The sequence below is a fragment of the Streptomyces sp. NPDC057099 genome (genome assembly GCF_042671245.1).
Classification (GTDB): domain Bacteria; phylum Actinomycetota; class Actinomycetes; order Streptomycetales; family Streptomycetaceae; genus Streptomyces; species Streptomyces purpurascens.
In genome coordinates, this window is the sequence record NZ_JBHUTX010000006.1 from 325666 (window position 1) to 338041 (window position 12376).

Genomic DNA, 12376 nt, shown 5'->3' on the forward strand with positions numbered 1-12376 from the left:
CGGATCACCTTCACATGAGCTCTACTTGGTCACCGCGTCCAGCGCGTCCGCGATGCCCCAGCCGTAGAAGCCGTTGCGGTTCTTGGAGCCCTCGCACACCGCGTCGATCTTGCCGTCGGCGTCGATGTCGTACGGGTCCGTGCACGGCGTGGCGTCGGCCTCCGCGTACAGCAGGGCCTTCACCAGGGCCGGGGGAGCGTACGGGTGCGTCGACTTGATGAGGGCGGCGACGCCCGCGACATGCGGGGACGCCATCGACGTACCGGCCATGTAGCCCCACTTGCCGCCCGGCAGCGTGCCCAGGATCAGCCCGCTCGTGGCCGGCGCCTCCGGCTTCTGGTACGCGGTCGAGTCACCGCCCGGTGCGGCGATGTCGGCGACGCCCAGCCCGTAGTTGGAGAACGACGACTTGATGCCCTTCGCCCCCGTCGAGGCGACCGTGACGACACCCGGCAGCTGGGTCGGGATGTCGAGGCACTCCGAGGGATCGACGGTCCGGTCGCCCGGCGTGGTGTCGTTCGGGGACGACGGGTCGGTGATCTCGTCGGCCGAGAGGTCGTAGTTCTCGTTGCCCGCCGCCGCGACGTTGACCGCGCCCTTCTTCTCCGCGTACCGGGAGGCCCGGCCGACCGCGTCCAGCAGCGCCTTCTGGTCCGGGTCGTCGCCGCAGTTGAAGTACCAGGGGTCGGTGTAATAGCTGTTGTTGGTGACGTCGACCCCGTGCTCGGCCGCCCACACGAAGCCGCACACCACGGCCTCCGTGTAGAAGAAGCCGTCCGGGTTGGACACCTTGATGCCGGAGACCTTCACCCCGGGCGCGACACCGGTCATGCCGACGCCGTTCTTGGCCGCGGCTATCTCACCCGCCACGTGCGTGCCGTGCGGGCTCTCCGCCGCGCCGGGCCGCCAGGCCCCGTCCGCGGTGTCCGGCTTGCCCGACACGCAGTTGACCGACGCCTTGCGGTCGAAGTTGGGTGCGATGTCGGGGTGCGTGTCGTCGACGCCGGTGTCGATCACGGCGACCGTGACCTTCTTGCTGCCCAGCGACTTCTCGTGCGCCTTGTCCGCCTTGATGGCCGGCAGGTCCCACTGCTGGGGCTGGAGCGGGTCCTGCCCGGCGGGGGCCTCGGCCTTCGCGACCTCGGCCGCGCTCAGTGCCTTCGGTGTGCCCAGGTCGCCCGTCGTCGCCGAGGGCAGCGGCTTGGTGCGGGTGGCCCCGGCCGACTGCACGCCGCGCACCTTGCGGACGGTCTTGGCGAAGTCGGGGTTCGAGGAGTGGACGACGATGACGCCTATCTGGTCGTACGACGTCACGATCGTGCCCCCGGCCTTGCCGACGGCCTTCTTCACATAGGCCGAAGTGCCGTGCCCCGGCTTGACGTTGACCACGTAGCTGAGCGGGGTCGCGTCGGCCGAGACCGCCGGAGTGGCGTCCACGGCGGCCGTGGCCGTGGTGTTCGGCAGGAACGCGAGGGCCGTGGCCATGGCCATCCCGGCCGGGATCGCGACGGCGCGGCGGTAGCGCGCGAGCGGCGCTGTCATGGTGTCTCCAGTAGGTTCGCGGTACGAGCTGACGGTGCGTGAAGTCTCAGGATGTACAAGTCACTTGACCGCGCGCAGCGCATTCACGATGCCGTGTCCGTAGAAACCGTTGACGCGCTTGCCGCCCTCGCACGTGGCGTCCTGGGTGCCGTCGCCGTCCTGGTCGTAGGACTCGGGGCAGGCGGTCCGGTCGGCCTGCGCCTTCAGCAGGGCCTGGAGCCGGGCCGGAGACGCCTTGGGGTGCTCGGACTTCAGCAGCGCGGCGACACCGGAGGCGTGCGGAGCGGCCATCGAGGTGCCCTGGAGGAAGCCCCAGGTGCCACCCGGCATGGTGGACAGGATGCGGCCGTTCTTCGAGGGCGTGTCGGGTATCTGGTAACGCCCGTCACCGCCCGGCGCCGCGACGTCGACGACGCCCTTGCCGTACGTCGAGTAGTACGACTTGAGATGGTTGACGCCCGTCGCGCTCACCGTGACGACACCCGGCAGCTGGGTCGGGACGTCGAAGCACTCGTGCGGGTCGATCGTGCGCTCCACCGGGGTGGAGTCGTCCGGGCTGGAGTCGTCGACGATCGCGTCCGAGTCCAGGTCGTGGTTGGAGTTGCCCGCCGAGGCGACGTGGAGCGTGCCCTTCTTCTGGGCGTACAGCTGCGCCCGGTTGACCGCGTCGACGATGGCCCGCTGGTCCGGGTCGTCCATGCAGTTGTACAGCCACGGGTCGACGTAGTAGCTGTTGTTCGTGATCTCGACGCCGTGGTCGGCGGCGAACACGAAGGCACACACGACGCTCTCCGGGTAGAAGAGCCCGTTGGCCCGGTCGGTGACGTTGATGCTGGAGACCTTCACACCGGGGGCGACGCCCGCCACGCCTGTGCCGTTGCGGGCGGCGGCTATCTCACCCGCGACATGCGTGCCGTGGTAGTCCTCGGGCGTGTACGGCCGCCAGGCGCCCTCGCTGGTGTCGGGCTTGCCGCCGGCGCAGTTGGCGGACTGCGACGCGGAGAAGTTCGGGGCGATGTCGGGGTGGGTGTCGTCGACGCCGGTGTCGATCACGGCGACGGTCACCTTGCGGCTGCCCGGGTTGATCTTCGCGGCCTTGTCGGCGCCGATCGCCCGCAGATCCCACTGGTCGGCCTCGAGGGGCTCGCTGTCGGGCGCCTTCGCCGAGGCGGCCTCGACCCGCGCGGCCTGGGCGTCGGTCAGATACTGCGCCGCGCCCTCCTCCTTCGTCCCCGCGGCGGTCAGCGGCGTCGTCCTGGTCGCACCCGCCGACTGGACGCCGCGCACCTTGCGTATGGACGTGGCGAAGTCGGCGTTCGAGGAGTGGACGACGATCACGCCGATCCGCTCGTACGTGGTCACGACCGAGCCGCCGGCCTTCCCGATCGCCTTCTTCACCGACGAGATGGTGCGACGGTCCACCTTGGTGTTGACGACGTACGCCAGCTGGGGCGCGTCCGCCGAGGGCGCGGACGACTCCGCGCGAGGGGCGGCCGACGCGGCAGCGGGCAGAAAGCCCAACGAGGCCGTCAGCGACAGCACGACGGGCACGGCGAGGGCGAGCCGGCGTCTGGAACGCAGCTGAGACATGGGGTCTCCACATCATCCGGAAACGAAACCGGCCCGAGGCACAGGTGGTGCTCGGGCAGGTACATGACGGGGTGGTTCAGGGCGAAGCTATCCCGCGCTCTCGCTGGCCAGCAACGGTTTGCCGAAACGACTTCGGAAAGAACGCCGGGCAGTTGAACCGGTTCCAGCGTGCCGCCGTGACGTTGAGCAGGGAGCGCGAGGACACTCGCCTCCGCCCCCCGTTCACACCGCTTCCGTCGTCACGAGGAGACTCTCCGTGTCCACCGATGCACCGCCCCCCTCGAAAGAGCAACACAAACTCCCCTCACCCGAGGAGTTCGCCGAGGTGCAGGAGAGCGCGGAGTTCGGTGAACTGCGCCGCTCCTACCGCTCCTTTGCCTTCCCGCTGACCGTCGCCTTCATCGCCTGGTACCTGCTGTACGTGCTGCTGTCGAACTACGCGGGCGGCCTCATGGGCACCAAGCTGTTCGGCAACATCAACGTCGCCTTCGTCCTCGGCATCGCCCAGTTCATCACCACGTTCCTCATCGCCTGGTGGTACTCGCGGCACGCCGCCGCGAAGCTCGACCCCAAGGCCGAGGCCATCAAGTCCCGGATGGAGGGCGGCGCATGAGCTCCGTACAGCACACCCTGCTCGCCGCGAACGAGGCCAGCGAGCACCGGCCGCTGATCATCACCCTGTTCGCGCTGTTCGTCCTGGCCACGCTCGGCATCACCGTCTGGGCCGGCCGCCAGACCAAGGACGCCGCCGACTTCTACGCGGGCGGCCGCCAGTTCAGCGCCTTCCAGAACGGACTCGCGGTCTCCGGCGACTACATGTCGGCCGCGTCCTTCCTCGGCATCGCGGGCGCGATCGCCCTCTTCGGCTACGACGGCTTCCTGTACTCCATCGGCTTCCTGGTCGCCTGGCTGGTCGCCCTCCTCCTGGTGGCCGAGCCGCTGCGCAACTCCGGCCGCTACACCATGGGCGACGTGCTCGCGTACCGCATGCGCCAGCGCCCCGTCCGCACCGCCGCCGGTACGTCCACGATCGTCGTGTCGATCTTCTACCTGCTGGCCCAGATGGCCGGCGCGGGCGTCCTCGTCTCGCTGCTGCTCGGCATCACCTCCGACGCGGGCAAGATCCTCATCGTCGCCCTCGTCGGCCTGCTGATGGTCGTGTACGTCTCCATCGGCGGCATGAAGGGCACCACCTGGGTCCAGATGGTCAAGGCCGTGCTGCTCATCGGCGGCACCCTCCTGATCACCTTCCTGGTGCTGCTGAAGTTCAACTTCAACATCTCCGACCTGCTCGGCACGGCCGCCGAGAACAGCGGCAAGGGCGCCGCCTTCCTGGAGCCCGGCCTCCAGTACGGCATGACCGGCACCTCCAAGCTGGACTTCGTCTCCCTCGGCATCGCCCTGGTGCTCGGCACGGCGGGTCTGCCGCACATCCTGATCCGCTTCTACACGGTGCCCGACGCCAAGGCCGCCCGTAAGTCGGTGAACTGGGCCATCGGCATCATCGGCGGCTTCTACCTGATGACCATCGCCCTCGGCTTCGGTGCCGCCGCGCTGATCTCCCAGGAGGAGATCGTCGCGTCCAACCCGTCCGGCAACACGGCGGCACCCCTGCTCGCCCTGCACCTCGGCGGTGTCGACTCGACCTGGGGCGCGATCCTGCTCGCCACGATCTCGGCGGTCGCCTTCGCGACGATCCTCGCCGTCGTCGCCGGCCTCACGCTCGCCTCGTCGTCGTCCTTCGCGCACGACATCTACGCCAACGTCATCCGCAAGGGCAAGGCGTCCGGCGCCGAGGAGGTCCGCGCGGCCCGCTGGGCGACCGTCCTCATCGGCGTCGTCTCCATCGGCCTCGGCGCCCTCGCCCGCGACCTGAACGTGGCCGGCCTGGTCGCGCTCGCCTTCGCGGTCGCGGCCTCCGCCAACCTGCCGACGATCCTCTACAGCCTGTTCTGGAAGCGCTTCACCACCCAGGGCGCCCTGTGGTCGATCTACGGCGGTCTGATCGTCGCCGTCGGCCTGGTGCTGTTCTCGCCCGTCGTCTCCGGCGACCCCAAGGCGATGTTCCCCGAGGTGGACTTCGCCTGGTTCCCGCTGAAGAACCCGGGCATCATCTCCATCCCCTTCGGCTTCCTCATGGGCTGGCTCGGCACCGTCCTGTCCAAGGAGGAGCCGGACGCCAAGAAGTACGCCGAGCTGGAGGTCCGGTCCCTGACCGGCACCGGCGCCCACTGAGCACCAACCCCCTCACGCGGCCGCGTCGTAGGAACCTCCAGGTCCCTGTGGCGCGGCCGCGTTCCGCGTCGTGGGATCGGGCCTGTGGAGTTGTCGGTGGGGTCACGTAGGCTCGCAGATGTCGGAGAGGAAGTGCTCCGGGCACGATCCGCGTCGAGGGAGGGGGCCCACGTGCTCATCGACACCTACGGCCGAGTGGCCACCGACCTGAGGGTCTCGCTGACCGACCGGTGCAATCTGCGCTGCACCTACTGCATGCCCGAGGAAGGCCTGCAGTGGCTGGCCAAGCCGGATCTGCTCACGGACGACGAGATCGTCCGCCTGATCGACATCGCGGTCACCTCCCTCGGCATAGAGGAGGTCCGCTTCACCGGCGGCGAGCCCCTGCTGCGCCCCGGCCTGGTCGGCATCGTCGAGCGGGTCGCGGCCCTCGACGCGCGCCCCCAGATGTCCCTCACGACCAACGGCATCGGCCTCAAGCGCACGGCGGCCGCCCTCAAGGCGGCCGGCCTGGACCGGGTCAACGTCTCCCTGGACACACTGCGCCCGGACGTCTTCAAGACCCTCACCCGCCGCAACCGCCACCAGGACGTCCTCGAGGGCCTGTACGCCGCCCGCGACGCCGGCCTGACCCCGGTCAAGGTCAACTCGGTCCTGATGCCGGGCCTCAACGACGACGAGGCCCCGGACCTCCTCGCCTGGGCCGTGGAACACGACTACGAGCTGCGCTTCATCGAGCAGATGCCCCTGGACGCCCAGCACGGCTGGAAGCGCGACGGCATGATCACGGCAGGCGACATCCTGGCCTCCCTGCGCACCCGCTTCGAGCTGACCGCCGAGGGCGAGGAGAAGCGCGGCTCGGCCCCGGCGGAGCGCTGGCTGGTGAACGGCGGGCCGCATGTGGTCGGCGTCATCGCCTCCGTCACCCGCCCCTTCTGCGCGGCCTGCGACCGCACCCGCCTCACCGCAGACGGGCAGATACGCACCTGCCTCTTCGCCCAGGAGGAAACCGACCTCCGCGCCGCCCTCCGCTCCGACGCCCCCGACGAGGAGATCGCCCGCATCTGGCGCCTGACGATGTGGGGCAAGAAGGCGGGAGCAGGCTTGGACGACCCGACATTCGTACAGCCGGACCGACCCATGTCGGCTATCGGGGGATAGAGGAGCGCCCCAAAGGGGCGCGGGGAACTGCGCGAACAACCCCCACCGGCCCGCAGACGAAGCCGGAACTCAGCCGTCCCACTCCTCGAAAAGCACCACGTCTTTCAAAAACCCCCGCACCCCGAGAAACTGCGACAAATGCTCGCGATGCTCCTCACACGCCAGCCACGTCTTGCGCCGCTCCGGCGTATGGATCTTCGGGTTGTTCCACGCAAGCACCCACACCGCATCGACGCGGCAGCCCTTCGCGGAACAGATCGGCGTCTCGTCACTCACTGCTTCGTCTCACCACTGCACACAGAAAAGGCGACGCCGAGCAGCCACGGGGGGAGCTGCCCGGCGTCGGTCCGTCGCTCCGACGGGGGATGCGGAGCGCGTACGAAGTATGTCACGGGTAACCCCGAGCCCGGCACCTGAACAACATGATTGATCTGAGCTTTTCTTGAGCTTGGCGGGAAGGTGACGTCCGTTTGTGACCGCCCTCGGGCGTCCCTATCGCTCGTGCGAATCGGGCTTCGCACCCGGCGCGGCCCCGGACCCGGCATCTTCCGCGGCGGATTCCGCGGAGCCGTCCCGAGCGTCCGACGGCGCGATCATCGGACGCGTCGGCGCCGCCACGAACGTCGACGGCAGAGACGGCGCGTTCTCGCGCCCGGCGTTCGCGATCACCACCGCGATGTACGGAAGTACCAGCCCGAGCACCAACGCCACGATGGCGACGTGCCGTTCGACGTTCCACAACGTGGCCGCGAGGATCACGGAGATCGTGCGGACCGTCATCGAGATCACGTACCGGCGCTGCCGCCCGCGTACGTCTTCCTGAAGTCCCGTCCGGGCGCCGGTGATCCGGAAAACCTGGACGTTGCCGTCGCCATGCTGCTTCCGCATCGCATTCCACCATCCGCCCGTATCGGACTCTCCCCGCCCCGTGGCCGTCCCCGGCCGGCCGGGGAACCTGACCAGGACAGCTCCCACGTTACGCCGCGGCTGCGCCCGCTACGAGACCGGGGCCCGTCCGGCCGAGGCGAAGGGCGTGCGCCGTGGCGCGTACGGCCATCCCCGGCATGCGGCGTACGGCACCTGGGCCGACACTGGCCGTAGAGCTCACGTCGAGCCGTACGAGGAGGCAGCGATGGGCTGGTTGTGGGCGATCATCGTGGGACTGGTACTCGGCCTGCTCGCCAAGGCGATCATTCCGGGCAAGCAGCACCTGCCCCTGTGGCTGACCGTCATCCTGGGCATCATCGGAGGCATCGCCGGCAACGCCATCGCCCGGGCGGCCGGCGTCGACGCCACATCGGGCATCGACTGGTGGCGGCACGTCTTCCAGCTGGCGATGGCGATCATCCTCGTCGGCCTCGGCGACAAGGCCTGGACGGCCGCACGGGGAGACAGACAGCGGGCATGACGGCGGGGCGCACGGCGAAGGGGGCCGCCTCCGCACCGGAGACGACCCCCTTCGCAGGCGTGCTCAGCCGCCCGTGACCTCGACCGCCGCCAGGTTCTTCTTGCCCCGGCGCAGCACCAGCCAGCGGCCCTGCAGCAGGTCCTCCTTGGCGGGGACCTCGTCCTCGGCGGCGACCTTGACGTTGTTCACGTAGGCGCCGCCCTCCTTGACCGTGCGGCGCGCGGCCGACTTGCTGGCCACCAGGCCGACCTCGGCGAACAGGTCGACGACCGGGCCGAGCTCGGAGACCTGGATGTGCGGCACCTCCGACAGGGCCGCGGCCAGCGTCCTGCCGTCCAGGTCCGCCAGCTCGCCCTGCCCGAAGAGGGCCTTGGACGCGGCGATCACGGCGGCCGTCTGGTCGGCGCCGTGCACCAGCGTCGTCAGCTCCTCGGCCAGGGCGCGCTGCGCGGCACGGGCCTGCGGGCGCTCCTCGGTCTGCCGCTCCAGCTCCTCCAGCTCCGCGCGGGAGCGGAAGGACAGGATGCGCATGTACTTCGAGATGTCCCGGTCGTCCACGTTCAGCCAGAACTGGTAGAACGCGTACGGCGTCGTCATCTCCGGGTCGAGCCAGACGGCGCCGCCCTCGGTCTTGCCGAACTTGGTGCCGTCCGCCTTGGTCATCAGCGGCGTCGCCAGGGCGTGCGCCGTGGCGTCCGGCTCCAGGCGGTGGATCAGGTCCAGGCCCGCCGTGAGGTTGCCCCACTGGTCGCTGCCGCCCTGCTGGAGCGTGCAGCCGTACCTGCGGTAGAGCTGGAGGAAGTCCATGCCCTGCAGGAGCTGGTAGCTGAACTCCGTGTAGCTGATGCCCTCGGAGGACTCCAGGCGCCGGGCCACGGAGTCCTTCGTCAGCATCTTGTTGACGCGGAAGTGCTTGCCGATGTCCCGCAGGAACTCGATCGCGGAGAGGTTCTCCGTCCAGTCGAGGTTGTTGACCATGAGGGCCGCGTTCTCGCCCTCGAAGGTCAGGAACGGCTCGATCTGGGAACGCAGCTTGGCGACCCAGCCGGTCACCGTCTCCGGGTCGTTCAGCGTGCGCTCCGCCGTCGGACGCGGGTCGCCGATCAGGCCCGTGGCGCCGCCGACCAGCGCCAGCGGCCGGTGACCGGCCTGCTGGAGCCGCCGCACGGTGAGCACCTGCACCAGGTGCCCCACGTGCAGCGACGGCGCCGTCGGGTCGAAGCCGCAATAGAACGTGACGGGACCGTCCGCGAGCGCCTTGCGCAAAGCGTCCTCGTCAGTGGACAGGGCGAACAGCCCGCGCCACTTCAGCTCGTCGACGATGTCCGTCACGGTTCTCGTATCTCCTTGAGCGGGCCCGCGTGGAGCGGGCCCCATTGATTGGGCTCGTAATCAGGTACGAGGTTATACGCCCTGGCTGACAGAGCTCATATTGAAGTCCGGCACTCGCAGGGCCGGCATCGCGGCCCTGGTGAACCAGTCGCTCCATTCCCTCGGCAGCGTCTTCTCCGTCCGCCCGGCCTCCGTCACCCGGCCCAGCAGACCGACCGGCGTCTCGTTGAACCGGAAGTTGTTCACCTCGCCGGTCACCTCGCCGTTCTCGACCAGGTAGACGCCGTCCCGGGTCAGGCCCGTCAGCAGCAGTGACGCCGGGTCGACCTCGCGGATGTACCACAGGCAGGTCAGCAGCAGCCCGCGCCCGGTGTCCGCGACCATCTCGTCCAGGGAGCGGTCCTCGCCCCCGTCCAGGATCACGTTGTCGATGCCCGGCGCCACCGGCAGACCGGTCAGGCCCGCGCTGTGGCGGCTGGTGGTCAGATGCCGCAGCTCTCCCTCGCGCATCCACTCGGTGGCCGCCAGCGGCAGCCCGTTGTCGAACACCGACTCGTCGCCGCCGGAGGAGTGCGCGATCACGAAGGGCGCCGACTCCAGGCCGGGCTCGTTCGGGTCGCTGCGCAGGGTCAGCGGCAGGTCGGTCAGCTTCTCGCCGACCCGCGTGCCCCCGCCCGGCTCGGAGAACACCGTGCGGCCCTCCACCGCGTCCCGGCCCGACGCCGACCACAGCTGGTAGATCAGCAGATCCGCCACGGCCGACGGCGGCAGCAGCGTCTCGTACCTGCCCGCGGGCAGCTCCACGCGCCGCTCGGCCCACCCGAGGCGCACGGCCAGCTCCGCGTCCAGGGCCGCCGGGTCGACGTCCTTGAAGTCACGCGTGGAGCGGCCGGCCCAGGCGGACCGGGTCCGGTCCGGCGACTTGGCGTTCAGCTCCAGCGTCCCGTTCGGCTGGTCGTGGCGCAGCCGCAACCCCGTGGAGGTGCCGATGTACGTCGACACCAGTTCGTGGTTGGCGAACCCGTACAGCTCCCGGCCGCCCGCACGCGCGCGTGCGAAGGACTCGCCGAGCGCCGGGGCGAAGTCGGCGAACACCGCGGAGGAGGTCTCGGCGGGCGCCTCCGTGAACTCCGGACTCGCGGCCACGCCTGTGACCAGCGGCTGCGCGTCCTCGGCGGGGCCGGCACCGCGCGCGGCGGCCTCGGCGGCCCGCACCAGGGGCTCCAGCTCGTCGGACGTCACGGCGGACCGCGACACCACACCCGAGGCCGTGCCCTCCTTGCCGTCGACCGTGGCGACGACGGTGAGCGTGCGCCCGCGCGTGACACCGTTCGTGGTCAGGGCATTGCCCGCCCAGCGCAGATTGGCCGTGGACTGCTCGTCGGCGATGACGACACAGCCGTCCGCCCGGGACAGTTCGAGGGCGCGCTCGACGACCTCGTGCGGCTTGCTGGAACGCGCGCTCATCGACCGGCCTCCTGGGTCGTGTTCAGAATGTTGACGCCCTTGAAGAGGGCCGACGGACAGCCGTGCGACACCGCCGCGACCTGCCCCGGCTGGGCCTTGCCGCAGTTGAAGGCGCCGCCCAGGACATAGGTCCCCGGACCGCCGACGGCGGACATGGAGCCCCAGAAGTCGGTGGTCGTCGCCTGGTAGGCCACGTCCCGCAGCTGCCCGGCGAGCCGCCCGTTCTCGATCCGGTAGAAGCGCTGCCCCGTGAACTGGAAGTTGTAGCGCTGCATGTCGATCGACCAGGACCGGTCGCCGACGACGTAGATCCCTCGCTCCACGCCCCCGATCAGATCCTCGGTCGACATCCCGGCCGGGTCCGGCCGCAGCGACACGTTGGCCATGCGCTGCACCGGCACATGCCCGGGGGAGTCGGCGTAGGCGCACCCGTTGGAGCGCTCGAACCCGGTCAGCTTCGCGATCCGCCGGTCCAGCTGGTAGCCGACGAGGGTGCCGTCCTTGACGAGGTCCCAGGACTGGCCCGCGACGCCCTCGTCGTCGTACCCGATGGTGGCGAGGCCGTGCTCGGCGGTCCGGTCGCCGGTGACGTTCATCAGCTCCGAGCCGTAGCGCAGCTTGCCCAGCTGGTCGAACGTGGCGAAGGAGGTGCCGGCGTAGGCGGCCTCGTAGCCGAGCGCTCGGTCCAGCTCGGTCGCGTGCCCGATGGACTCGTGGATGGTCAGCCACAGGTTGGACGGGTCGACGACCAGGTCGTACAGGCCCGGATCGACACTCGGCGCGCGCATCTTCTCGGCGAGCAGCTCCGGGATCCGCTCCAGCTCGCCCTCCCAGTCCCAGCCGGTGCCCCGCAGGTACTCCCAGCCGCGTCCCACGGGCGGCGCGAGCGTGCGCATCGAGTCGAACTCGCCGCTCGACTCGTCCACCGACACGGCGTTGAACACCGGGTGCAGCCGTACCCGCTGCTGCGTGGTCACGGTCCCCGCGGTGTCGGCGTAGAACTTGTTCTCGTGGACCGTGAGCAGCGAGGCGTCGACATGGTCCACCCCGTCGGCCGCCAGCAGCCGCGCGCTCCAGTCCGCGAGCAGCCCGGCCTTCTCCTCGTCGGGCACGGTGAACGGATCGATCTCGTACGACGAGACCCAGCTCTTCTCGGAGTGCACCGGCTCGCCCGCCAGCTCCACCCGCTCGTCGGACCCGGCCGCCTTGATCACCTGGGCGGACAGCTTCGCCATGGCGACCGCCTGCCCGGCGACCCTGGCGGCGGCGTCCAGGCTGAGGTCGACGCCGGACGCGAAGCCCCACGTCCCGCCGTGCACCACCCGCACCGCGTACCCGAGGTCGGTGGTGTCCGACGACCCGGCGGGCTTGGCGTCCCGGAACCGCCAGGAGGCGCCCCGCACCCGCTCGAACCGGAAGTCCGCGTGCTCGGCGCCCAGCGCACGCGCGCGTGCGAGGGCCGCGTCGGCGAGGGCGCGTAGGGGGAGGGCCGTGAAGGCCTCGTCGATGGTATGAGGCACCGCCGTCTCTTTCTGTCGAGGTGAGCGTGGTGGCCGTACTGCGTGACTGCTCCGATCATGTCGTCCATCCCGCGCGCGGGCCACGAGTTTCCGTACCCCGGGTGCGTGGCTTTCTGTAGGG

General features: G+C 70.0%; 11 protein-coding genes. 4 read left to right on the forward strand and 7 right to left on the reverse strand.

Annotation, left to right across the window (positions count from 1 at the left end):
• Nucleotides 1-21 precede the first annotated feature (21 nt).
• Both ACFT4A_RS11960 and ACFT4A_RS11965 read right to left on the reverse strand, forming a co-directional pair.
• The gene (locus tag ACFT4A_RS11960) at nucleotides 22-1542 is read right to left on the reverse strand and encodes a S8 family serine peptidase (protein ID WP_382828399.1); all 1521 of its coding nucleotides are present in this window, start codon (nucleotides 1540-1542) and stop codon (nucleotides 22-24) included.
• A gap of 60 nt (nucleotides 1543-1602) precedes the next feature.
• Nucleotides 1603-3132, reverse strand: a complete 1530-nt coding sequence (locus ACFT4A_RS11965) for a S8 family serine peptidase (protein WP_382828400.1) — start codon at nucleotides 3130-3132, stop codon at nucleotides 1603-1605.
• A 256-nt stretch (nucleotides 3133-3388) separates the two neighbouring features.
• On the opposite strand from ACFT4A_RS11965, the gene ACFT4A_RS11970 reads away from it, so the two are divergent.
• The 3 genes from ACFT4A_RS11970 to moaA all read left to right on the forward strand — a co-directional run bounded on the left by ACFT4A_RS11970 (nucleotide 3389) and on the right by moaA (nucleotide 6528).
• Complete coding sequence (locus tag ACFT4A_RS11970; protein WP_382828402.1) at nucleotides 3389-3745, forward strand: DUF485 domain-containing protein; 357 nt, start codon at nucleotides 3389-3391, stop codon at nucleotides 3743-3745.
• Nucleotides 3742-5367: a cation acetate symporter gene (locus ACFT4A_RS11975; protein WP_382828405.1), complete on the forward strand. Its 1626-nt coding sequence runs from the start codon at nucleotides 3742-3744 to the stop codon at nucleotides 5365-5367. The genes ACFT4A_RS11970 and ACFT4A_RS11975 overlap by 4 nt, the downstream gene beginning before the upstream one ends.
• 171 nt (nucleotides 5368-5538) lie before the next feature.
• The gene (moaA, locus tag ACFT4A_RS11980; RefSeq protein ID WP_382828408.1) at nucleotides 5539-6528 is read left to right on the forward strand and encodes a GTP 3',8-cyclase MoaA; all 990 of its coding nucleotides are present in this window, start codon (nucleotides 5539-5541) and stop codon (nucleotides 6526-6528) included.
• Between the two features lie 69 nt (nucleotides 6529-6597).
• Here the strand turns inward: moaA and ACFT4A_RS11985 are convergent, their stop codons facing one another.
• Entirely contained in the window at nucleotides 6598-6804 is a 207-nt protein-coding gene (locus tag ACFT4A_RS11985) for a hypothetical protein (protein ID WP_189730241.1), read from the reverse strand.
• Nucleotides 6805-7020: 216 nt separating this feature from the next.
• Nucleotides 7021-7416 (reverse strand): DUF3099 domain-containing protein, encoded by a 396-nt coding sequence (locus ACFT4A_RS11990; protein ID WP_382828411.1) that lies wholly within the window; start codon nucleotides 7414-7416, stop codon nucleotides 7021-7023.
• Nucleotides 7417-7660: 244 nt separating this feature from the next.
• Here ACFT4A_RS11990 and ACFT4A_RS11995 point away from each other — a divergent pair, with 244 nt between their 5' ends.
• Complete coding sequence (locus tag ACFT4A_RS11995; protein ID WP_215122330.1) at nucleotides 7661-7936, forward strand: GlsB/YeaQ/YmgE family stress response membrane protein; 276 nt, start codon at nucleotides 7661-7663, stop codon at nucleotides 7934-7936.
• A 63-nt stretch (nucleotides 7937-7999) separates the two neighbouring features.
• Here the strand turns inward: ACFT4A_RS11995 and tyrS are convergent, their stop codons facing one another.
• The 3 genes from tyrS to ACFT4A_RS12010 all read right to left on the reverse strand — a co-directional run bounded on the left by tyrS (nucleotide 8000) and on the right by ACFT4A_RS12010 (nucleotide 12255).
• Entirely contained in the window at nucleotides 8000-9268 is a 1269-nt protein-coding gene (tyrS, locus tag ACFT4A_RS12000) for a tyrosine--tRNA ligase (protein WP_382828414.1), read from the reverse strand.
• 72 nt (nucleotides 9269-9340) lie between these two features.
• The gene (locus ACFT4A_RS12005) at nucleotides 9341-10735 is read right to left on the reverse strand and encodes a metallopeptidase TldD-related protein (protein ID WP_382828416.1); all 1395 of its coding nucleotides are present in this window, start codon (nucleotides 10733-10735) and stop codon (nucleotides 9341-9343) included.
• Nucleotides 10732-12255 carry a TldD/PmbA family protein gene (locus tag ACFT4A_RS12010; RefSeq protein WP_382828419.1) on the reverse strand — a complete coding sequence of 508 codons (1524 nt, stop codon included), beginning with the start codon at nucleotides 12253-12255 and terminating at the stop codon, nucleotides 10732-10734. Before ACFT4A_RS12010 ends, ACFT4A_RS12005 begins: the two co-directional genes overlap by 4 nt.
• Between the last annotated feature and the right edge of the window lie 121 nt (nucleotides 12256-12376).